The 22007-nt window shown below is 38.5% G+C and carries 19 protein-coding genes and 1 tRNA gene; 10 read left to right on the forward strand and 10 right to left on the reverse strand.

Annotated elements, in window-relative coordinates; all coding sequences use genetic code 11:
* Window positions 1-10 precede the first annotated feature (10 nt).
* Entirely contained in the window at window positions 11-943 is a 933-nt protein-coding gene (locus HW278_RS10145; protein WP_002677100.1) for a PorP/SprF family type IX secretion system membrane protein, read from the forward strand.
* 164 nt (window positions 944-1107) lie between these two features.
* Entirely contained in the window at window positions 1108-2022 is a 915-nt protein-coding gene (locus HW278_RS10150) for a PorP/SprF family type IX secretion system membrane protein (protein ID WP_178977734.1), read from the forward strand.
* A gap of 18 nt (window positions 2023-2040) precedes the next feature.
* On the opposite strand, the gene HW278_RS10155 is transcribed toward HW278_RS10150, so the two are convergent.
* From HW278_RS10155 to HW278_RS12280, 5 genes are all read right to left on the reverse strand, one after another.
* Window positions 2041-2928 (reverse strand): DUF4249 family protein, encoded by an 888-nt coding sequence (locus HW278_RS10155; protein ID WP_178977735.1) that lies wholly within the window; start codon window positions 2926-2928, stop codon window positions 2041-2043.
* Between the two features lie 20 nt (window positions 2929-2948).
* A complete protein-coding gene (locus HW278_RS10160; RefSeq protein ID WP_178958519.1) occupies window positions 2949-5321 on the reverse strand; it encodes a TonB-dependent receptor in 2373 nt (790 codons plus the stop codon).
* Window positions 5322-5699: 378 nt separating this feature from the next.
* A complete protein-coding gene (locus HW278_RS10165; RefSeq protein WP_009410200.1) occupies window positions 5700-6572 on the reverse strand; it encodes a flagellar motor protein MotB in 873 nt (290 codons plus the stop codon).
* An 82-nt stretch (window positions 6573-6654) separates the two neighbouring features.
* On the reverse strand, window positions 6655-8337 hold the full coding sequence (locus HW278_RS10170; RefSeq protein ID WP_002671040.1) for an OstA-like protein: 1683 nt from the start codon (window positions 8335-8337) through the stop codon (window positions 6655-6657).
* The gene (locus tag HW278_RS12280) at window positions 8334-8498 is read right to left on the reverse strand and encodes a hypothetical protein (protein ID WP_016478898.1); all 165 of its coding nucleotides are present in this window, start codon (window positions 8496-8498) and stop codon (window positions 8334-8336) included. The genes HW278_RS10170 and HW278_RS12280 overlap by 4 nt, the downstream gene beginning before the upstream one ends.
* A 344-nt stretch (window positions 8499-8842) precedes the next feature.
* Between HW278_RS12280 and rsmH the strand changes: the two genes are divergently transcribed.
* The 8 genes from rsmH (at window position 8843) to HW278_RS10210 (ending at window position 18449) form a co-directional block, all read left to right on the forward strand.
* Window positions 8843-9757 carry a 16S rRNA (cytosine(1402)-N(4))-methyltransferase RsmH gene (gene rsmH / locus HW278_RS10175; RefSeq protein WP_178958520.1) on the forward strand — a complete coding sequence of 305 codons (915 nt, stop codon included), beginning with the start codon at window positions 8843-8845 and terminating at the stop codon, window positions 9755-9757.
* A gap of 9 nt (window positions 9758-9766) precedes the next feature.
* Window positions 9767-10096 (forward strand): FtsL-like putative cell division protein, encoded by a 330-nt coding sequence (locus HW278_RS10180; RefSeq protein WP_015782684.1) that lies wholly within the window; start codon window positions 9767-9769, stop codon window positions 10094-10096.
* 88 nt (window positions 10097-10184) lie between these two features.
* On the forward strand, window positions 10185-12152 hold the full coding sequence (locus HW278_RS10185) for a penicillin-binding protein (RefSeq protein ID WP_255493818.1): 1968 nt from the start codon (window positions 10185-10187) through the stop codon (window positions 12150-12152).
* A 117-nt stretch (window positions 12153-12269) separates the two neighbouring features.
* Window positions 12270-12590, forward strand: coding sequence for a DUF6922 domain-containing protein (locus HW278_RS10190; RefSeq protein ID WP_178958522.1), 321 nt, complete (start codon window positions 12270-12272; stop codon window positions 12588-12590).
* Entirely contained in the window at window positions 12545-13186 is a 642-nt protein-coding gene (locus tag HW278_RS10195) for a nucleotidyl transferase AbiEii/AbiGii toxin family protein (RefSeq protein ID WP_178958523.1), read from the forward strand. The genes HW278_RS10190 and HW278_RS10195 overlap by 46 nt, the downstream gene beginning before the upstream one ends.
* A gap of 46 nt (window positions 13187-13232) precedes the next feature.
* Window positions 13233-14693 carry a UDP-N-acetylmuramoyl-L-alanyl-D-glutamate--2,6-diaminopimelate ligase gene (locus HW278_RS10200; RefSeq protein ID WP_178977736.1) on the forward strand — a complete coding sequence of 487 codons (1461 nt, stop codon included), beginning with the start codon at window positions 13233-13235 and terminating at the stop codon, window positions 14691-14693.
* Between the two features lie 522 nt (window positions 14694-15215).
* Window positions 15216-17924 carry a phage tail tape measure protein gene (locus HW278_RS10205; protein WP_178977737.1) on the forward strand — a complete coding sequence of 903 codons (2709 nt, stop codon included), beginning with the start codon at window positions 15216-15218 and terminating at the stop codon, window positions 17922-17924.
* Between the two features lie 51 nt (window positions 17925-17975).
* Entirely contained in the window at window positions 17976-18449 is a 474-nt protein-coding gene (locus tag HW278_RS10210) for a hypothetical protein (protein WP_178977738.1), read from the forward strand.
* A gap of 26 nt (window positions 18450-18475) precedes the next feature.
* Here HW278_RS10210 and HW278_RS10215 read toward each other — a convergent pair whose 3' ends face one another.
* From HW278_RS10215 to HW278_RS10235, 5 genes are all read right to left on the reverse strand, one after another.
* Window positions 18476-18970 (reverse strand): hypothetical protein, encoded by a 495-nt coding sequence (locus HW278_RS10215; protein ID WP_178977739.1) that lies wholly within the window; start codon window positions 18968-18970, stop codon window positions 18476-18478.
* A 24-nt stretch (window positions 18971-18994) separates the two neighbouring features.
* The gene (locus HW278_RS10220) at window positions 18995-19309 is read right to left on the reverse strand and encodes a hypothetical protein (RefSeq protein WP_178977740.1); all 315 of its coding nucleotides are present in this window, start codon (window positions 19307-19309) and stop codon (window positions 18995-18997) included.
* A gap of 80 nt (window positions 19310-19389) precedes the next feature.
* Complete coding sequence (locus HW278_RS10225) at window positions 19390-20553, reverse strand: tyrosine-type recombinase/integrase (protein WP_178977741.1); 1164 nt, start codon at window positions 20551-20553, stop codon at window positions 19390-19392.
* A gap of 113 nt (window positions 20554-20666) precedes the next feature.
* Window positions 20667-20740 (reverse strand) — tRNA-Arg (locus HW278_RS10230).
* Between the two features lie 89 nt (window positions 20741-20829).
* Window positions 20830-21882 (reverse strand): branched-chain amino acid aminotransferase, encoded by a 1053-nt coding sequence (locus HW278_RS10235; protein WP_178977742.1) that lies wholly within the window; start codon window positions 21880-21882, stop codon window positions 20830-20832.
* Between the last annotated feature and the right edge of the window lie 125 nt (window positions 21883-22007).

Raw genomic sequence — 22007 nt, forward strand, 5'->3', positions numbered from 1 at the left:
ACAGAATCCTATGAAAAAGATATTATTAAGTATGTTGGTAATAGGCACAAGTGCTTTGCATGCACAAGCTACAGACCCTACATACATTTTTTATCAACAACACGAAAACCTAATAAACCCAGCGGCAGTGGGAATGGAGTTTGGACACACTATTTCGGTGGATATACGCAACCAGTGGCGAGGAATGACCGAAGCCCCACAAACACAAACCCTTTTTACTACGCATCGTTTGAGTGACCGCGTGGGGTTAGGTTTTTCATTGGCAAGCAACAAAGTGTTTATACAGAAACAAGCAGGCATTTACGCCGATTTCTCGTATGCAATACCCATTTCGTACAACTCGCGATTGATAGGAGGAATTAAATTTGGCGGTGATTTCTATAATATAGACGGAAGTGATATGACGTATTATAACGGTTTATACAACCAATATTACCCTAATGGCACACGTATGCACCCTACTTATTATTACGACCCTTATTTGCAAACCATTTCAGGAAAGTTCCAGACTAACTTTGGGGCAGGGCTGTATTATGACCACCCTAACTTTTACGTAGGTTTTTCTATCCCTAATATGCTTGCTACCGATAGGGTGCGAATGGATAACGACCAAATGACTTCTTTAGCCGAAACGATGTACTTCTATACCATAGCAGGCTATTACTGGCGTCTTACTCCCGATTTCACTATTAAACCGCGTTTGCAGATGCGCTTAGCCAAAGGCGAATATCCCTCGACCGATATTACAGTAGCAGGAAACTTTTTGGAACGAGCAGAATTAGGGATTACTTATCGCACAGATAAAGCTGTGAATGCTTATGTGTTATTTAACATTCCTAACTATTATGTATCTATAGGCTATGGTTTTGAGAGCTATTTTCAAACCCATATGAATTTACAGTCGCGCAATTCTCACGAGTTTTTGGTGCAATTTAAATGGTAAGGCTAAGAGGTGAAAATGAAACAAAGAGTGTTATTATAATTCAGAATTTAAGTGTTTGAGTTGTTTTTGTTTCTAATTGTTAGTTTATATTGCCTTTACTCAAATATTGGAGCTTTCTAGTTACAATTTGCTCTTATCCTTTATTAGAAGAAATTATTATCAGAATGAAAAGAAGATTACTTATCAGTGTTTTTTTGCTTATCGCAGGAGCACTACAAGCTCAATCTATAGATCCTACGTACATATTTTATCAACAACACCAAAACTTGGTGAATCCAGCTGTAGTGGGTAAGGAAAAGGGACATACTATTTCAGCAGACATTCGCAACCAATGGCGTGGAATGAATGAAGCTCCTCAAACGCAAACCTTTTTTACCACTCACAAGATAACTGACCGCGTGGGCTTAGGGCTTTCAGTAACCAATAATAAAGTATTTATTCAGAAGCAAACGGGTGTTTTTGGAGACTTTTCTTATAGAGTGCCTATAAACGAGCATTCTAATATCGTAGGAGGAATTAAGTTTGGAGGAGAGTTTTTTAATATTGATATAAGCCAAATACGCACATATAATCACTTGTACAATACGGGACAGAATGCTACGCGCTACGACCCCTATTTGCAAGATATCTCGGGGAAGTTCCAATTCAACTTTGGGGCTGGAGTTTATTATGAATTGCGTGACTTTTATGTAGGACTATCTATCCCCAATATGCTTGCTTCTGATAAAGTGGGTATGGAGAATGATGTAATGACTTCCATCGCCGAGAATATGTTGTATTATGTAATGGTGGGCTATCATTGGCATATCTCTTCTGAATTTACTCTAAAACCAAGCGTACAAATATGTCTTGCTAAAAAACAAGAAGCCTCAACAAACTTCACTGTAGCTACTGACTATTTAAACCGTGCTGAGGTAGGGCTTACCTATCGCACTGATAAGGCTTTTAGCTCTTATGTGCTCTTCAATATTCCGAATTATTATATATCAGTGGGATATGGTTTTGAAACCTACTTTCAAACACATCTCAATTTACAATCGCGTAACTCTCACGAGTTTTTGGTACAAGTGAAGTGGTAGTGTGAGCTGCACGAGCAATTATTTTACTGTATATTGTAGCGTAGTATACTGTGCCACCCGAAAACCTCCAAGAGGGTTCTCACGAGAATTTCCTTTGTTCACAATATTACCTATGGGGCGCGTAGGAATAGTAAATGGGCTTTGTCCTTCTGATAATCTTATAAGCATTTGCACAAATTCTTTGTATTGAGGGTGAATCCGATAAAGTGTTACGTTTACAATATCTCCTTTGTTTAACTTATCATTATTGAGTCCTGTCATTATAAAGAAAAACTTATAGTTAGCTATATAATTGTCGTCCAAAGTCCCGTAAGTAATTTTTTTGCTACTACTTTGTGTCAGCCTTACTAAATAAGCATTGGCTACACCATCACTAATACCGTCAAAGTAGAATTTTAACTCTATTTGGTCACCTAAAAAGCCTCCGTTTTCTTTCTGTACTATTTTGTCAGAAGGTATTATAGGAGCTTCAAGCATTTTGCTCTTAGCAGTATAGGTTTGTCCGTTGAGTTCTATGATAAGTTCATAGTCCTTGCCTAATTTAGGAGTGATACCTGCGGGAAATACATAACGGCTACCGCCTTTTAATGTAGCTACGTTATCAGTGGTAATGGTAGAAGTACCGTCCCATAACGAGAGTTGGTACTCTTGTGTCTGGGTTTGAGTATGTGCTTTGATTTTTACAATGGCATTATCAATAGCAGGTGAAGGCGTATCGCCAAAATAGGCTTCCGTATAACTGATGTCCACTACAGGATAGGCTTTTGTTTCTCCTTTCTTCCAATCGAGAGATGCATCAATCACTAACTTTTGAGGAGCAGAGTCCAATTTTAAATCTATGACCTCTTCACAAGAAGTTAAAGCTAAAGCACTGAGAAGTATAATATAAATATTTCTTATTTTCATAGTAAATAGAGGTTTAAGCATTAGAAACTAAAATTATAAGTTACACTGGGTATAATACCAAAAATAGAGAGTTTAACGGCTTCATTTTTATGGGTGTCTAAGTTCTCACGGAAGGAAACGCTTACAGCATTCTTGCGGTTGTACACGTTGTAAATACCGAATACCCATTCGCTTTTCCAACGCTTGTTTGGGCGTTGTGGTGTATAGGTAGCCGAAAGATCCAAACGGTGATAAGTAGGCAAGCGGTATTCGTTGCGTTTGCTATAGTCAGGAACACTCATTCCTAAGTAGTTATAACGCCCTATGGGGTAATTAGTAGGTAAGCCTGATTGAAAGTTAAATACAGCTCCGAATGTCCATTTAGCAGAGAGCTCATAGGTAGCCGTAATCGAAACATCGTGAGGTTTGTCGTAGGGGGCGCTATACCAGTCGCCGTAGTTGATACCTATTTCTTCAGAGGTACGTCCTTTAGTTTGCATTTCCGATTTTGAGAGCGTATAAGCTATCCACCCAGTGAGTTTACCGGTGTTTTTACGCAATAACAGTTCTAAACCATAAGCTCTGTTTTCCCCTGTTAGCAATACTTGTTCAATCGCTTCGTTAGCAATGAGGTTCGCACCGTCTATATAGTCTAAGCGATTTTTCACTTTCTTGTAATAAGTTTCAACCTCTATGCTGTATTTATCGTCCGAGAAGTTAGAAGCATAACCCAACGCCACTTGGTCAGCTAACTGTGGTTTGATAAACCCATCACTCGGTGCCCATACGTTCAAAGGCGAAGGCGAAGCTGTGTTAGAAATCAAATGTACATATTGAGCCGTACGCGCATAACTTGCTTTTATTGATTTATTATCGTTGAAAGCATAACTCATAGTAAAGCGCGGTTCGAAGTTAGAGTACAAATTTATGATACGGTTACTACCGTAGTACTTCGTCCCAATAGGAGTCGCTTTCTGATAGATTTGTCGGCTAGCGTTAAATATCACAGGGTTGTCATCTTTATACACATTTACAGTACGCTTTCCTAAGTGATAAAAATTACTGAAGCGCAAGCCGTATGATACTGTAAGAGCTTCTCCTAATTTCTGTTCGGCATCAGCATAGAATCCCAATTCAGCAGCATATTTATTGTCTAATATTTTTTCTTTAATAGTAGAAGCAGGAGAGGTAGGTACTATTTTACCAGGTTTGAAGGTATAATATAGTCCTTGAAAACCGTAGGTAAATTTAAACTTCTCTGATACATAGTTCTTGAAATCATATTTTAGGTTGAAATTCTCTATCCCTGAAGTCCATATCATATCAATCCAGTTAAAGTCAAACTTATAGTCGTAATTGCTATAAATAGCAGATAAATTAGAGAAGAGCTTCTCAGTAAATAAGTGATTCCAACGCAAATTCACTAAGGCATTACCATAAGCATTAGTAAGGTTATCGCTCAGTTTAAAAAAGTCCCTACCAAAGTAACCCGAAAGATACAACGCATTGTTTTGGTTCAGTTGGTAAGAGAGTTTTGTATTGAGGTCGTAAAAGTACATCGAATTTTCATTGTCGCTCAGTTTGAGGAAGAGATGAGCGTAAGAGGCGCGACCTCCTACTAAAAATGAGGCTTTGTCTTTCACTATAGGACCTTCCGCAAGTAATCGTGAAGAGAGCACCCCTATACCCCCTGTAGCTCCAAACTTGTTCTTGTTACCCTCTTTCTGATAAATATCCAAAACCGAAGCGATACGCCCACCATAGCGTGCTGGAATTCCTCCTTTGTAGAGTTTCATATCACGTATAGCATCAGCGTTGAAGACACTCAAAAAACCAAAGAGATGTGATGCGTTGAAAATCGTTGCTTCATCAAGAAGTACTAAATTCTGGTCGGCAGCACCTCCACGCACGTTAAATCCTGATGATGCTTCGCCTGCGTTGCTCACCCCTGGCATCTGCATCAGCGTTTTGATAATATCTACTTCACCTACCAATACAGGCAGTTTCTTCACCGTAGCGATAGGAATAGAAGCTACACTCATTTCAGGCTTGCGTACTGCTGTTTTCTGGGTTGTGGCATTTGCAGTTACGTCTACTCCTGTAAGCTGAATAGTCTCAGGCTTCAGTTTGTAATCTTTGCGGATATTCTTGTTTAATACTATAGTTTCTTGGTAAGTCCCATAGCCTATATACTCAATGGTAATGGTATATTTGCCTTCGGGCAAGGTAATAGAATAGAACCCGTACTCGTTGGTAGAGGTACCCGTGTGCAGTTCTTTGATGATAAAGTTTACCCCTAAGAGCTTTTCGCCGTTAGAAGCATCAGCAATCGAACCACTAAGGGTGTATTTGTGCTGTGCAAAAACAGCAGTTGTAGCTACTAAAAACAATAGTAGCAAACATTTTCTTTTCATATGTTACTGTTTTTATTTTTCGGTACAAAAGTATAAGACAAGATGTTTATAGCACTTATCTATTTCTTTTAATAAGTTATCAATTTTGTGTCTTTTTGAGTGCAAAGGTATAACAATATTGTGATTTATACAAAAAACTAATCAATGATTAGTGAAATAATAACCAACGCTTGATTGTTTTTTTATGAAACTTACAACTTCAAAAATCTACTAATTTACCAATTTAAAAAATACCTATCGTGCTACGACTGCTTGTGTGGCTCGCACTTTCTATTCACTCTTCCATACAAAAAGTCAGCAATTAGCTTTACACTAACTGCTGACTCTTATCTCATTTGTTAATTCATTAATTGTTTGTGCGACTCGCACCGACTCGCACTATTTTCCTTTACCACCGATAGCAGGGTCTTTCATTCCCTCTTCAATCATAGTGTAGAATTGGTCAAGCTTAGGCAATATCACAATACGAGTACGACGGTTTAAGGCACGTCCGTTAGCATCACCATTGCTTGCTAATGGCACGTAGTAGCTACGTCCGGCAGCGGTCATACGCTCAGGAGCAACTCCAAAGTCTTTTTGTAAAACACGTACAATCTCGGTAGCACGCATTACGCTCAAATCCCAGTTGTCACGAATACAACTTGTTTTGATGTTTACGTTATCGGTGTGTCCTTCCACCATAAACTCAAAGTCAGGTTTATTTTTAACCACTTTTGCAACTTTTTCAAGTACGCTCTTTGCGTTTTTAGAAATAGTGTAGCTACCACTGCTGAAAAGCATCTTATCAGAGATATTGATAAATACCACACCTTTTTCTACTTTGATGTCTACATCTTGGTCGTCTAAGTTACCCAACACTCCTTTGAGGCTTTGTACCAAGGCGAGGTTTATTGAGTCACGACGGGTAACAGCATCGCGCAAATTCTTGATAGTTAAATCTTTTTCACGCAAGCTTTCCAATGATTTTTCAAGGTTCTCAGCACCTTTTTGGGTAAGCGTAGTAAGGTTACCCATATTGTTGATGAGCTGCTGATTGTTTTCTTTGAGCAAGTCGTTCTGATTTTTCATACTCTCCAACTTGTGAGTCAAGTTGTTCTTTTCGTCTAAACACATATTGAGTTTTACGGTAGCAGTGTTTAGCAAATCCTCAGTCTGTTTGTTTCTTGCTTCTAATTCAGCATACTTCTTTTTGGATACGCACGATGTGGTAATTAATCCCAACACCGACATTGCGATAATAAATTTTTTCATATAGTTTATGTTTTAAAATTAATCAATAGGCAAATGTACGCCTTTTTTTATTATTGTGCAATAAAAATGCCAACTTTTCGTCTTATTTGCTTTTTGGCTTCTCTTTAGCCTTCTCTTTCCCTGCCTTATTCTCTTTTTTAAGCGACGGATTTGCAAGCAGATTTTCCTCCTCGTCTATCTCCTCAGGAGTCTTCATTCCCTTAATTTTCTTGGGTTTTATTTTCTTCTCCGCATCGCTAAAAATCTCTTCTTTACTGCGGATACGTTCATCACCTCGCCATATAAATTCCTTAAACTTGCGGTCGTTCACGTGTAATTTATCGTCTGGGTATAAATTCCCCGATGGTTGTGTAATAAACACCGTTTGTTGTATTTGCTGGTCTTTGTTTAAATAGAGCTTAATATGACTACAAGTCAGTTTGTTGATACCTACCAGCTCCTTAGCGTCGTTATACACGTAATAAATAGACTCGGTATTCTGCAAAAAGTCTATTTGTCGCAAAACATTTTTCTTGAATTTGCCATACAAGAACTTACCTTTCACTTGGTTATAGCCATCGCCCAAACTGTCTTTCTCTACCACCAGTGCGTTGTTAAACACTTTCAAAGAGTCCAATTGCTCGGTCTTCGTATTGGCAATCAGGTGAATATTGTCACCCGTCATTTGGCTTTCGCCCGTCCACGCTACAGGTTTGCCCACCATTTGGGTCAGCCCATTAGCCTCGTCAGAGTGAATCGAATCGCACTTGGCTTGCATATCACTTTTGAAAATACGAGCATCGGGGTAAGCGCGAATCACGCGGTGTTGCGGTTTGCCAGTAACCAAAATGCGCTTGCCGTGCATATACATCGAGTCTTTCTCCACTAATGTGATTACCACTGCCTTTTTGGTGATAAACATCGAATCTTTTGCCTTGTGAATTTCGCCGTAATGCCCTCTTACAAAGGTCTTGTTTACCGTGTCCGAAATGAAGATATTGTTAGAACCCGAAGAAAACTGACGGCGTTTATCAAAATACAAACTATCGCCCACCAAGGTTTTCAGGTCGTATTCTATCTTGGCGTGCTTCATAAAATAACCCAATTGTCGACGCGTATCGTAAAAACCTCGCTCGCAATACACTTTGTAGTCAGCGCCCACAATGGTAGTTTTGCCGTAAAAATAGGCGTTGCCCGAATTGTGATAATAGTCCAACACCTGCGAATTAACCGTAAAATCTCTATTGACAATCTTTACCGAATTGGTAAATTGGTTTTTCTTGGTCGTTACGTAATACTTTCCTGTTTTACTGGTGAGCTCATTTTCAGGGTCAGTAATTTTCCCGAAATTGTTGTAATAAGCCTCCTGAGAGTTGCGGTCGAAGAAGAGTTCTTGGGTTTCCAGCGTCATATTCCCATTGCGCAATAGCACGTTCTCGCGGGCTACAGCTGTTTTAGTATTCCCTTTATACGATACGTACTGACTGTTCATTTGTAGCGTGTCGCCTTGTTGTAACACTACATTGCCGTGTGCAATCACCTCGTTTTTCTCCTCGTAGAGCACAGCCAAATCGCACCACACGTCTAACCCTTGATGTCGAAACTGTACCCGTTGTCCGTCCGATTTAAAGATAGTAGCCCCAGGGTATTTCTCATTGTCAATCGTAAATTCCCCCCCGTAGATAATTTCGATACGGCGGGTCTTGCTATTGTCATTCTGAGCCCAAAGGTTAGTACAAAAGGTTAATAAACAAGTGAATAATATATAGTAATACGTTTTTTTCATTCAAATTCATTCCAATGATGGTGCAAAGATACGAAAATAATCATAAATGCCAATACATCTATGCCCCACACATCAATTTTTATACCATTCTCTTCCAGTTCACAGCCTTTACGGTTTCTATATTTCTCCTTTTTCGTCTCTATATACTTTCGTTTCTCCATTCTTTACCCTTCGCCTAATTAACACTTTTTAACTCTTTAATCTTCGCTCTTAATCCCTCATTCTTAACTACTTATATACCCCTTCTATACCAATCGTCCAAGATTCGTATAAGCTTCCTATAAGCTTTCTATAAGCTAACTATACCATAACCCTATCTTCGATACTTTCCGATTCCCTCCGAGATTCTCCGATAACACACCTTTACAATCCCTTCATAACCTTATCCATTTCCTCATTCTCACATTTTCTCATTTTCTCATTCTCTCATTCACCATTAATTTAAATTTGGTGGTTGAGTATTAAATTCGTACCTTTGCACTCTATTATATCACGTAGCAAGTAAATGAACAATAACACCTCCTATCATACTCCTGTACTCTTAACGCAAAGCATTGAGGGACTGAATATCAAAGATAATGGCACTTATGTCGACGTTACCTTTGGTGGTGGAGGGCATTCGCGCGAAATCTTAAAGCACCTCGGTAAAAACGGACGCCTCTATGCGTTCGACCAAGATACCGACGCCCTTAATAATACCATCGATGATGAACGTTTTACTCTTATTCAGCAAAACTTTAAGTATCTGCGTCAGTATTTGCGTTTTTACGGAGTAACACAAGTAGATGGGGTTTTGGGTGATTTTGGGGTTTCCTCTCACCAGTTCGATGTAGCTGAGCGTGGTTTCTCTACTCGTTTTGAAGGTACACTCGATATGCGTATGAACCAGCAAGCTCCTCTTTCAGCCCAAGAAGTCGTCAATGAGTATGGCGAGATAGAACTCACTCATATCTTTTTTCAATATGGCGAACTGAAAAATGCCAAAGCGATAGCCCGTGCCATAATCAGTTACCGAGAGCAGAAGCCAATACGCTTAGGCAGTGAACTACAAGAAGCAGTAAAAGCTCTCTTGCCTAAATTTAAAGAGAACAAAGTGTTAGCACAAATCTATCAAGCCATTCGTATAGAGGTAAATGCCGAAATAGAAGCTTTGGAATCATTTTTGCTACAACTCCCTGCCGTAGTCAAGCCCCAAGGGCGTATCAGCCTTATCAGCTATCATTCACTCGAAGACCGCTGCGTAAAACGCTTCATTCGAGACGGACAGTTAGAAGGAGCTCCTGAGAAAGATTGGTATGGCAATGTGTCAGTACCCTTTAAAAAAGTAGGCGGTCTCATCACTCCTGATGATACTGAAATAGCACAAAACAGCCGTGCCCGTAGTGCGAAACTCCGTATCGCCGAACGTTTAAACTCATAACTGAAAAAAATGGGAAAAGCCACTGATGAAATAAAGAATATATTGCGAGGAAAATTTTTGGTAGAAGGTAAAGAAGCTACCCGAAATTGGTTCTTCATAAGCTTTCTTTTTGCTTTGGGAGTTATAATGATAGCCAGCTCACATATGGTAGACCGCAAAGTACACCAAATAGCTAAGCTCAACGACGAAGTAAATGAGCTCAAAAGTGAATTCGTCGATGTGCGTTCGCGTTTGCAGAAAGTGCGTTTGGAGTCTACGCTTTTAGAACAATTAGAAAGCAAAGGACTCAAACAACCCGAAAAACCACCACAAAAAATAAAGGCAATTGTAGAAGAATAATCTTTGAGATAATAGATAATACAAGTAGAAAGAAGCATTGGAAAAAAACGATAAAAAGATAACATCGCGCACTTATTTGGTAACCATTATGATGCTACTGATGATAGGTGTCATTGCGGTAAAGCTCATAAAAATACAAATTGACGGTGATGAGTATCGCGCCAAAGTAGACGAAACTACCTTGCGAGAAGCTGATATTATCCCCAGTCAAGGTAATTTGTATTCTGATGATGGTAGTTTGCTTGCCACTTCGGTAACTCGGTATGATATCCGTTGGGACGGTATTGCGCCTTCCAGAGCTAATTTCAATAGGTATGTAAAACCCCTCAGCGATTCGCTTTCGCGTATGTTTGGAAAACCCAATAGCTATTACTTAAATCTCTTTAAAAAAGAACGTAGCTTAAAGAATCGCTATATGCTCGTAGCCACTAATCTGGGTTATAGCGAGTACTCCCGAATCAAGAAATTCCCCCTCTTCAATAAAGGTCCTTATAAAGGCGGTATTATCGTCGAGCGCAATATAAAACGCGAATATCCATTAGGAGGTATTGCACACCGCAGTATCGGTTATGCCCGTACTGATGAAACAGGCTATACTACCCGTGTAGGTTTGGAAGGTGCTTATGCCAGCTATTTATTAGGAACCAAAGGTCGACGCGTAGAACAAAAAATAGCACAAGGACAGTGGAAACTTGCCAGTGGTTTTAATATCATCGAACCTAAGGACGGCTACGATGTAGTATCTACTATCAATATTAATATCCAAGATATCGCTCACCACGCTTTGCTTACACAACTTAAAAAATACAAAGCTCAGCACGGTTGTGTGATAGTAATGGAGGTGAATACAGGTGAGATAAAAGCTATTTCTAACTTAGAGCTGAATACTAGAAACGATACGTATTCTGAGCGTTATAACTTTGCTATTGGTGAAGCACACGAACCTGGTTCAGTCTTCAAACTAATGACGGTAGTAGCCGCTATGGAAGCCCGCAATATCGATACGACTTATGTAGTAGATATCAAGGAAGGAAAACAACAGTATTACGATAAGACTTTTCAAGACTCTCAACATAGGTTTACAGGAAATATAAGTCTCAACAAAGCTTTTTCGGTCTCTTCTAATGTCGGAATGACTGAACTAGTGCATAGTCTTTTTTCAAAATCTCCTTCTGATTTTACTACCAAGCTCATTCAAATGAACCTAAATCAACCCTTAGGCTTACCTATTTTAGGCGAAGGTATTCCCTATATTCCTACACCTCGCGACAAAATATGGAGTGGGGTAACGCTTGAGTCAATGGCAATAGGTTATTCCGTAAAACTTACTCCTTTGCAAAGCTTGGCTTTTTATAATGCAATTGCCAACGGAGGAGTAATGGTCAAACCTCGAATGATAAAAGAAGTAAAGGAATGGAATAAAACAGTAGAGAAGTTTAATGTAGAAATTGTCAATGGTAAAATATGTTCTAAACAAACTGCTGACCGTGCCAAGGGACTATTGGCTAATGTAGTAGAACGTTCCTACGGTTCAGGGCATCGTCTCCATTCTCCCGATTTCTCAATGGCAGGTAAAACAGGTACAGCCCGTAAGAACTATGCCAGTGCCGATAAGAGTAAACTTAGCTATATATCTTCATTTGCAGGGTTCTTTCCTGTCGATAACCCTAAATACTCTTGTATAGTGGTAATTCACGAACCCGATAAGAGTGTAGGTTTCTATGGTGCCGATGTATCAGGGCCTGTATTTAAGAGTATTGCTCATAAAATCTATACCAATTCGCTGTTGATAGATACGGTAGAAAACGTAGATAAAATATCAGCCAGTACTACTACAAACTACGAAGATTATTATGCCAAAGCTGCTAAGTACAAAACCATAATGCCCGACCTTAGCGGTATGAATGTAATGGACGCTGTTGCTCTCTTGGAGAATATGGGCTTACGAGTGAAATTCTCAGGTGAAGGTAAAGTAAGTGCACAATCAATTGCCAAAGGCACTAAAGTACCCCGCAATATAGTAGTAGTGTTACAATGTGGCAAATTAGAGAATTAGCTGACGTGCTAATATACTAATTTTACACTCTGCATTCTATTGTACATTTGTACCCTATAAACTCCAACCAGTCCTACTGGTCTGTATTATCCGATTTAAACTAACAACTAAAAAATAATGCTTTTTGATGATTGGAAAGACAAAGACCCTTTAGAAGTTTCTCCTACTTTACTTTGGGATTACGACCTCTCTACCTTTGATTGGGAGAAAGGAAAAGTAATAGTCATACAACGCATTGTAGAAAGGGGGTGGGACAACGATTTTTATGCCGCTATGCAATTATATGGGGGCTTAGAAGCGTTTATAGAAATAGTAAAACAAGTGCCTTACCTAAACGAAAAGGATATGAATTTCGTTTCAAAGGCATTTCAAATAGATTTAAACGATTTACAATGTTACAAGAACAAACAGTACCGGGAGCAACTTTTGAACTCCTGAAAATCTTGATGAAAGATGAGAAGCTGAATGAATTCTATTTAGCTGGAGGTACTGCTATTACCTTGTATTTAGGGCATCGCATCAGTATTGATTTAGATTTATTTTCGTTAGAAGATTTCGATAATACTGAATTAGAGTCTTATCTATCTCAGCAATATAACTTTCTTACTGACAATAAGGCTCGCAGTACTCTAAAAGGAAGTATAGAAGGGGTTAAAATAGACTTTATTACTTTTAATACTCCTTTGTGTGAACAGATACAAAACATAGGAGGTATAAGGCTATTCAGTTTGCAGGATATTATTGCAATGAAACTCTTAGCTATTGCCGATAATGGTACGCGGTTGAAAGATTTTATTGATATAGCCTATTTGTCAATGCGATTTTCTTTTGATGAGATGCTCTCATTTGTAGCTTATAAATTTCCTAATAAAAATCTACAAATATACCGAAAAGCTCTTTTGTTTCATAATGATATTTATTTTGATGTTCCTATTCAACTCACTGAAAAGAAATATCAATGGGGAAAGATAGCAAAACGTCTCAAAGAAATGGTTTCCTCTCCTAAGAAAGTTTTTGAACATTCGCCTTTGTAAAATGACACTGACAAATAGAAAATCGGCTAATTAACTAATTAACATTATGAACTTAAAAACATTACTTAAAAATATCACTATAAAAACTTCCCTTTATGTGGAAGATAAAGATATCACTTCCGTTTGCTTCGACTCCCGCAAGGCGGAAAAAGGAAGTATGTTTGTTGCCATCACGGGTACGCAATCTAACGGACACGAATACATAGACCAAGCTATACGCAGTGGTGCTACTGCTATCGTATGTGAGCAATTACCTCAACAACCTTTGCCTAATGTAAGCTATATAGTAGTTCCTAATACCCATAGTGTTTTAGCCTTGATTGCAGCTAACTTCTATGGCAATCCTTCCGAAAAACTTACCTTAGTAGGTGTAACGGGTACAAACGGCAAGACTACTATTGCTACGTTACTCTACCAATTGTTTAGAAAAGCAGGACAAAAAGCGGGGTTACTCTCCACAGTGGCGGTATACGTAGACGATCAGCGTTTTGAAGCTACTCACACCACCCCCGACCCTCTTCAACTGAATCATTATCTGCATTTAATGGTAGAACAAGGGGTGAAATACTGCTTTATGGAAGTCAGTTCGCACGGCATCGACCAGCATCGTACCGAAGGGCTACAGTTCGCAGGAGGTATCTTCACTAACCTCACCCGCGACCACCTCGACTATCACAAAACCTTTGCTGCTTATCGCGATGTGAAAAAACGCTTCTTTGATGCGTTACCCGTTACCGCTTTTGCCTTAGTAAACAACGATGATAAGAATGGGGCTTTTATGCTACAAAATACCAAAGCTCAAAAGAAAACATACGCACTCAAAACTCACGCAGATTATAAGGCATATATCATCGAGAGCAGATTTGACGGCTTGCTGTTGCGTATCAATCAGCACGAGGTATGGACAAAACTCATAGGTGAGTTTAATGCCTATAACCTTTTGGCGGTATATGCTACAGCTACTCTATTGGGTATTGACGAACTCGAAACGCTTACTCTTATCAGTGCCATAGAACCTGTGGCAGGACGTTTTCAGTATGCAGTATCGGCTACGGGAGTGATTACCATAGTGGATTATGCTCATACCCCCGATGCCCTTGAAAACGTTCTGAAAACTATCAACGATATACGCACTCACAACGAGACCCTCACTACCGTAGTGGGCTGTGGAGGCAATCGCGACAAAGGTAAACGCCCTATAATGGCTGATATAGCTACAAACCTCAGCGATAATGTAATCCTCACTTCCGACAATCCTCGCAACGAAGAACCTGAGACAATTCTTTCCGAAATGCAACAAGGGGTACAGCCACAATACTTTCACAAAGTACAAACCATCACCGACCGTCGTCAGGCAATACAATCCGTTTGCAAGAATGCCAAAAAGGGAGACATCATTCTCATCGCCGGTAAGGGACACGAAACTTACCAAGAAATTAAAGGCGTTAGACACCATTTTGACGACTTTGAAATCGTACGGGAATACTTGGAGCTCTATAAGAAATAAGATTAGGTTTTAAGAGGGAAGTTTTTAAGTATTTACATCATTATAAAAATAAACATTTCCAAGAACTTAAAGCTCTTGGAAATGTTTATTATGCCACTACTTTGTTTTAAGATTTAAATTGTGTATATTTATTTTCCTTATACGACGTTCATTAAGATAAAAAAAGCTCCAACTTTGTTGGAGCTTTTATCGTGACCTCGACAGGATTCAAACCTGTAACCTTCTGAGGGTATAACTTCAGGGGCTATTTCTGCGGTTTCTTTCTTAGTAGAGAACTATCAGACATTAGGAAAGGTAATAGCGGGGCTTATCGGCACTTATGGTACTTACAAAACTGCTATTATTGTACATAATGCCATTATAGCTTTAAATACTCAGCTTACTAATGGTTGGACGGTTGCACAACTTGCCCAATACAGAGGGCTTTTGCTGCTGGAGAAAGCTCAAAAACTTCTCAATGCTACAATGCTTGCTAATCCTTATGTATTAGTTGCAACAGTTATAGGGGGACTAATAGCAACTATGTGGATATTAAAAGATAGTACCGACGCTAATGCTGAAGCAACCGAAAGACACAACCAATTGCGCAAGGAACAAGCAGACCTTATTGATGACGAAAAAAACAGAATTAATGGACTAATATCTACTATTCAAGACGAAACTAAATCGTGGGACGAAAGAAATAAGGCTTTTTTAGCGTTAAAAAGTAGCACAGGTAGCGTGCTTGATAAATACACATCTCTCAATCAAGTATTGAGAGAAATGTCCCAAGTACTGAAAGACTTAAATGGACGTTATGAGACAATGAATGAAAATATGTCTCGTGACGCAATAGGGAAAACTCAAGAAGCAATCAAAGCTAAAGAGTCACAAATAGATAAGTTGATAAAAATGCAAGCGTATGACAGTCGATTTGCTATGAGTACTCAAAGAGAAATCAACCGTCTAATAAAAGAAGTTGAAAGAGACAAGTTAGTACTCCAAAAACAACAAAATGTTGTAGTAGGTATTGACGTGAGTCAATTTGCAAACTCTCTCAATGGTAAAAGTAAAGCGGAGTTAGACAAGATAAGAAAGCAAATTGATGACGCATATAATAGTAAAAAATCGCCATCAACAGGTAGTAATTTCAAGATAACAGACAACATTCAAAATCCTTTTCTTAAATACGACTTTAACGAGTTGGGACGTTTCAATCAGGCATACAAAGAACATATAAAAATGATTGAACAAGCTAAAAAGCAAACTACTGATTTCGTTGCAAAGAAGAATGAGATTTTAGTCCTACAAAAACAAATAAATAAAGCAGAGGCAAGAAATAAAAAAGGCAGGGAAGTAAGTACTGAGGAATTAAATAAATTAGACGAAAAAAGGGCTAAATTAAAAACACTTCTTGAAGAGTACAAGAAGGGGACAGGAGATGATTTATCAGCCAAAAGCAATACCCCAAAAAGAACTACCAAAAAAGAAACCCTCCCTGATTTCGACACTGAAAAAGCTCAAAGAGACCACAACCGCCAAATTCAAGACGACCTTTTTGCTCGTGAAGAGTCTCGTATCAAAATAATGAAAGACGGAGCGGAAAAACGCCTTTCTATCATTCAATTGGAATACGACAAGCAAGAAGAGGAAATTAGAAGGCGTTCAGAAGACCAGCTAAACGCATTCATCGAAACCGAAAAACAAAAAGCAGAAGCACAAGGCAAATGGAAAAAGGGACAAGCCTTTGATACCAATACTCCTGCTATCAATGCCGAAAAAGCACGCCTTGCTGAAAACGAAAAGGTGCTTTTAGCTTCTAATGCTGAGTACCAACGTATTCAGCAAGAACAAGTGTATAAAGACTTGTTAGAAAAGTACCAAACCTACACCGACCAACATAAAGCTATTGAGGAGAAATACAATGCCGATATAGCCACCTTACAAGCCAAATTAGGGGCAGATGCTCCACAAGTCAAAAAAGCACAAGACGAAAAAGCACGAGAACTCAAAAAGTTGGATATACTCTACAAAAAAGAGGGTACAGCTATTGCTAAACTCTTTGAGAATATGCGCAAAAAGACCGTCAAGGAAATACGCCAAACCATAGCAGAGGCAGAAGCTGAAATAGACCAGTTGGCGAGCAACCTTGATATGAGCGATAAGGACAATGTAGAATATATCCAAAGCCTACGCCAGCAACTTGAACAAACGAGAGAGACAGCCGAGCGTAGCGATACCGTTTTTGGCAAACTCGGTACAAACATCAAAAATCTATTCAAAGCCAAACCCAATACCGCTGAATGGCAGGAAGCGTTCAATGGTATGTTGTCGTCGGCACAATCAATCACAGGACAATTTGGACAGTTAGGGCAAGAGTTTGAGCGATTAGGACAAAGTACAGGTAACTCATCATTAGAGAAATTAGGACGTACTTTACAAAACACAGCAAACTTACTTAATAAAACTCTTTCTTTTGCTCAAATGGGTGCAAGTGTAGGAGGGGGCTGGGGGGCTCTTATTGGGGCTGTTGTAGGTTTAGGAGTAGGAGGTTTAGAGGGGGCTGCAAAAGAGCGTTTAGCTCACGAAAAAAAATTACAAGAAATAGCTCAGTCAAAAATAAACCAACAGAATGAATACAACCGACTACTTTGGGAAGAGAAGATGTTACACAAAGAAAATACATCTATATTCGGCACGGAAGACATCAATAACGCTTTGAGTGATTTAAAAGAATACAACAGACTGTGGAACGATTTAGAGCGCAGGATGGGTTTTAATCTAAAAAAACGTTATGAGGACGCTGGCACAAGTTTCCGTAGTTATGGATATCGGTCACCTAACAGGGAAGGCGGTGATTATCTTGGTTTAGAGAATATTAAAATTGCAACAGATAGTTATACTACAGGAGCTTGGTTTTGGAAAAAGTCTCATACTGAATATAATAGTCTACTTTCTGAATATCCTAATCTAATTGAAAAATCAGGTGAGTTTAATTTAAAATTAGCCAAAAGCATTGTAGATAGCAAAGAGTTTGAAGGAGCAGGAAAACAAGCTCTACAAACTATCATACAACAATACGAACAAGCGTTAGAATCACAAAAAAAGTTTGATGAATATCTTAATAAAACCTTTGGGGAAATGGGGACATCTATAATAGATAGTGTTGTCGATTCGCTAAAAAAAGGAGAAGACGCTTTTGAAAACTTTTCTAAGTCAGTAGGTAACATTATTAGCAAACTCGGTAAGTAGTTGATGTATGAGTTGTTTGTTGCGAAAGATTTTAAGGAATTTCAAAAGAAAATGCACAAAGTAGCAGGAGATGGAAATGTTAGTAGTGAAGAATATGCTAATGCTACTGCGAATCTTATAGCTGAATTTTCCAGTAGAATGAAAGGCAAAATCGGTGAAATGCAACAATTCTTTAAGAATTGGAACGAGATGAGTAGTAATTTAGGTTACAACTTTCTAAATGAACAACGCCAAGCTGTCGAAAAAGGATTTGCTCGAATGAGCCAAGACAGTGCAGATGAATTGAACGGACAATTTAGGTTACAAACTCAGTTAAGTGCCGAGATAAAGAATGCCGCCTTACAGACTGCTAACTATCTCAAGGAAATGTATCAATCTATGCAATTATCATCGGCAAGGCAATTGCAGTACCTTGCAGGAATAGAGACAAACACTTACAAACTACACAAGATAGAGACGGATATAGCGGGAGTGAAAACTATTCTCGGAAATATAGATACCAAAGGAATAAAAATGCGTACATAAAAAAGCCCTCATAACGAGGGCTTTTATTATTTTACTTTTTTATAAGTATACTCATCATCATATATTTTTTTAATTGTAGTTCCGTACTCCGTTACTTCTTCATATATACGCCTGATATCTCTATCATTTTTATTTTCTTCATTACAGAGGTTGTAAATAGTGCCATTAAATTCAAAAGAGCATTTTTTTTCTTTCATCTCAAAAGAATATTTGAAATACTTTTTTGTTTGTGTTGCATAGCTTATAAAATAATATCCTTTATAATCCATATAAGAATACTCTCCTTCTTTGACTAAACGGCTCCAAAAATCCTCAAAAAAACTTTTGCCATTTCCTGAAAGAAGATAATCATTTTTTGAAAAACCAAAATCGTGAGTTATAAAGCCAGTTGAATATTTCCATTCACCCACTAACCACTCAGGTACATTCAGTTTATATTGGCTAAAATCTTCTTGTTTATCCTCACTTTTCGAACACCCCACAGCGAGCAGGGCAATCAGTAATAATACTATTCTTTTCATTGGTATATTAATTTTAAAAAATTATTATTCACGAAATGGGAACCAAAGAAGGCTGTTTGTGTCAAACGGCAATGTCGCAACAAAATGATTTGCTTTCTTTGTTTGCTCTTCTTTTGGCAACCACGAAAAATTATCCATAAACGGTTCAATATCTTTTGAGTCTATGATATGAATATTACATTTAACATCTTTTTGTTGCTCCCTAAAAGACAAAGCGAATTTACAAATATCCTCTTTTACAACCCCTTGTTTCTTGTAAAGAATGTAGAAGTTAGTAACGGTAGGTCTAACATCTTTCTTTATAACCTCAAAATCTGTATCAATGATTATATTTTCCATAATACTAAAATATTTAGGTTACAAATATACAACATTATTTTTAATTAATGACCATTTTCGTGACTTTACGAAAATGATAATTATATCTGTATATTCAACTGCTTTAACCGCTCTCTCTCCCTTTTAGCCTTGTTCACTTGGTATATAGCTGTTGTGTTTTGGTTTGTATGTGAAGCTAAAATCATAGCCGTATCGCTATCCAAGTTATCAAGCATATAGTGTTTGAGGGCGTAAAAATCAGCTTCAATACCTAATTTATCTTTTACGTGTCGTTTCCAAAAGCGTGTTACAATCTCGGTATGACCCATTTTCTTATTAGGAACAAAATCAAGTGCAAAAAGGTAGTCGTTATCGCTTTTACACTTGTTGCATATCTCTTTCCAAAATTCTAATGCAGGGGATAATATCACCTTTGTACATCGTTTGTACTGCCCGCCTTTTTCAAGAAGTATTACAAATTCCTGTTTGTCCAAATCTACATCTTTGCGTTGTAATCTGAAAAGTTCAGTATTACGTGCCCCTGAATATAGGAATATCATCATATACCTATAAAAGTCGGGGTTAATAAATCGCACGTGGTTTTTTACTTTTGTAAGTTCATCAGCGGTAAGTATAGTACGGACTTCTTTAATCACCTTTTTAGGGTATATATCCCTCGTAATGTTACTTTCGCAGCATTCGTACTCTATTAGCTCACGGTATAAGCTGGAGAAGTATATCACAAACCTATTGTAATATTTGTCGGATAGTCGCAACCAGTCCAGCATTCGCTTTAAGTCCACCCTTCGCAAATCTTTAATTTTAACGGCTTGCAAATCGAGAGCTTCACACGCTTTTTCAAGTCTATTAATAGCGCATTGTATTTCGTATAGGTGCTTTTTAGTACCTACTTTTATTTCCAATGCACGCCTAAAAGCCTCAATAAAGTGCAATTCAGGGTAAAGACCCTCCTTGTGAACGCTCACGTACTTTTTGAGGATAGGATTAAAACCATTGTCAAGTTGCTGGGGAATGTTTTTAAGAAGAAAAGAAATCATCGCTTTTCGTTCCTCTATAGTATTAGGTCTGTTAGCCTTTTTTCTATAAGGGAAGCCCTTAGGATATTTCTTTTCAAAACGAGGGTCAAAGAAAACGCATTGCACGTACCAATCTTTATCCAAGTCTTTTTTAGTAGCTTTTTGCCAGTTGGCAGGGGACACCCATAGTTCGGAGTAGCTACACCCGTCCATTGTTTTTGTAACCATAATGTAATTATTTTAGATTGACGTTTACCTTGTCGTTTTTGAATAATTACAAATGGGATTACCGTACTAAAAATAAAAGGTAACGCTTTGAGTGGAAGTACGTTACCTCTTAGTGACCTCGACAGGATTCAAACCTGTAACCTTCTGAGCCGTAATCAGATGCGCTATTCAGTTGCGCCACGAGGCCATTGTTGTTCTTGTTTTACGGGTGCAAAGGTACGACCTTTTTTGAAACCTGCAAACTTTTTAACAACTTTTTCACAAATTATTTTCTTCTTACTTTACTTGCACTCTCCAGCCGAAGGGGTCTTCCGCCTTGTTATACTGAATGTTAAGTATTGCTTGTTTGATTTTATCGGTATATAATTCAGCGGGGCGATTTACGCTGTAATCTTTGCCTTTATAGCCAAATCCAGATATAGGGCTAATCACAGCTGCCGTTCCGCAACCAAACGCTTCTTTCAATTCACCTTTTTCAGCAGCTTCGATAAGTTCGGTTACTTTCACGGGGCGTACTTCGGTTTTGATACCTAATCTTTCGGCTACTGCAATGATACTTTTACGAGTTACCCCATCGAGAATACGTTCACTAGTAGGGCAAGTAACAAGGGTGTCACCAAAACGGAACCATAGGTTCATTGTACCTGCTTCTTCTAAGAATTGGTGAGTAGCATCGTCTGTCCACATCACTTGTTGATAGCCTTCATTGGCAGCTTCCTGAGTAGGGAAAAACTGACCTGCGTAGTTACCTGCTGCTTTAGCAAAACCAAAACCACCATTAGCAGCACGGCTGTAATAGTCGGCTATTTTTACTTTTACATCGCCTTTGTAGTAGGCCTGTACAGGGGCAGTAATAATCATAAAGAGGTAATTTTTAGCAGGAGCCGCTTGCACGCCAGCAGTAGTAGCAATCATAAATGGGCGCAAATAGAGGGCATTGCCAAAACCTGGTTTTACCCATTCACTATCGATATCTACAAGAGTGCGGAGTGCTTGGTCAAACCATTCTTCAGGGAACTCAGGCATTGCCAATCGTGCGCAAGATTTGTTGATACGTTTATAGTTTTCTTGCGGACGGAATAGAAAAACGTGTCCGTTGTCGTCCTTATAAGCTTTCATTCCCTCAAAAACAGCTTGTCCGTAGTGGAATACGCTTGCCGAAGGCTCAAGGGTTATAGGAGCATAAGGTTTGATGGTTGGGTTTTGCCACTGTCCATCTTTGTATTCGCAGATGAACATATGGTCAGCAAAAGTTTTACCAAAACTCAGTTTTGAAAAGTCTATCTGGTTAATACGACTTTCTTTTACTTTTTCAATCTTTAAATTCATATTGTTTTAGTTTTTGATTCTGTCTAAATTTTTGTCAAAGGTACAAAATATTTTTTAACTTTGTCGCGTAAAACACAAAAATCTTTACCTATATTTTTCAACGCACTAACTATTAAACGATTACT

Origin of the sequence: Capnocytophaga sp. oral taxon 902 (genome assembly GCF_013394735.1) — a bacterium.
In the GTDB taxonomy this organism is placed as follows: Bacteria; Bacteroidota; Bacteroidia; order Flavobacteriales; family Flavobacteriaceae; genus Capnocytophaga; species Capnocytophaga ochracea.

Excerpts from the sequence above, each read along its gene's own strand:
- HW278_RS10145 (WP_002677100.1), top strand. The coding sequence starts at position 11 with ATGAAAAAGATATTATTAAGTATGTTGGTAATAGGCACAAGTGCTTTG.
- HW278_RS10150 (WP_178977734.1), top strand. The coding sequence starts at position 1,108 with ATGAAAAGAAGATTACTTATCAGTGTTTTTTTGCTTATCGCAGGAGCA.
- HW278_RS10155 (WP_178977735.1), bottom strand. The coding sequence starts at position 2,928 with ATGAAAATAAGAAATATTTATATTATACTTCTCAGTGCTTTAGCTTTA.
- HW278_RS10160 (WP_178958519.1), bottom strand. The coding sequence starts at position 5,321 with ATGAAAAGAAAATGTTTGCTACTATTGTTTTTAGTAGCTACAACTGCT.
- HW278_RS10165 (WP_009410200.1), bottom strand. The coding sequence starts at position 6,572 with ATGAAAAAATTTATTATCGCAATGTCGGTGTTGGGATTAATTACCACA.
- HW278_RS10170 (WP_002671040.1), bottom strand. The coding sequence starts at position 8,337 with ATGAAAAAAACGTATTACTATATATTATTCACTTGTTTATTAACCTTT.
- HW278_RS12280 (WP_016478898.1), bottom strand. The coding sequence starts at position 8,498 with ATGGAGAAACGAAAGTATATAGAGACGAAAAAGGAGAAATATAGAAAC.
- rsmH (WP_178958520.1), top strand. The coding sequence starts at position 8,843 with ATGAACAATAACACCTCCTATCATACTCCTGTACTCTTAACGCAAAGC.
- HW278_RS10180 (WP_015782684.1), top strand. The coding sequence starts at position 9,767 with ATGGGAAAAGCCACTGATGAAATAAAGAATATATTGCGAGGAAAATTT.
- HW278_RS10185 (WP_255493818.1), top strand. The coding sequence starts at position 10,185 with ATGATGCTACTGATGATAGGTGTCATTGCGGTAAAGCTCATAAAAATA.
- HW278_RS10190 (WP_178958522.1), top strand. The coding sequence starts at position 12,270 with ATGCTTTTTGATGATTGGAAAGACAAAGACCCTTTAGAAGTTTCTCCT.
- HW278_RS10195 (WP_178958523.1), top strand. The coding sequence starts at position 12,545 with ATGTTACAAGAACAAACAGTACCGGGAGCAACTTTTGAACTCCTGAAA.
- HW278_RS10200 (WP_178977736.1), top strand. The coding sequence starts at position 13,233 with ATGAACTTAAAAACATTACTTAAAAATATCACTATAAAAACTTCCCTT.
- HW278_RS10205 (WP_178977737.1), top strand. The coding sequence starts at position 15,216 with ATGTGGATATTAAAAGATAGTACCGACGCTAATGCTGAAGCAACCGAA.
- HW278_RS10210 (WP_178977738.1), top strand. The coding sequence starts at position 17,976 with ATGCACAAAGTAGCAGGAGATGGAAATGTTAGTAGTGAAGAATATGCT.
- HW278_RS10215 (WP_178977739.1), bottom strand. The coding sequence starts at position 18,970 with ATGAAAAGAATAGTATTATTACTGATTGCCCTGCTCGCTGTGGGGTGT.
- HW278_RS10220 (WP_178977740.1), bottom strand. The coding sequence starts at position 19,309 with ATGGAAAATATAATCATTGATACAGATTTTGAGGTTATAAAGAAAGAT.
- HW278_RS10225 (WP_178977741.1), bottom strand. The coding sequence starts at position 20,553 with ATGGTTACAAAAACAATGGACGGGTGTAGCTACTCCGAACTATGGGTG.
- HW278_RS10235 (WP_178977742.1), bottom strand. The coding sequence starts at position 21,882 with ATGAATTTAAAGATTGAAAAAGTAAAAGAAAGTCGTATTAACCAGATA.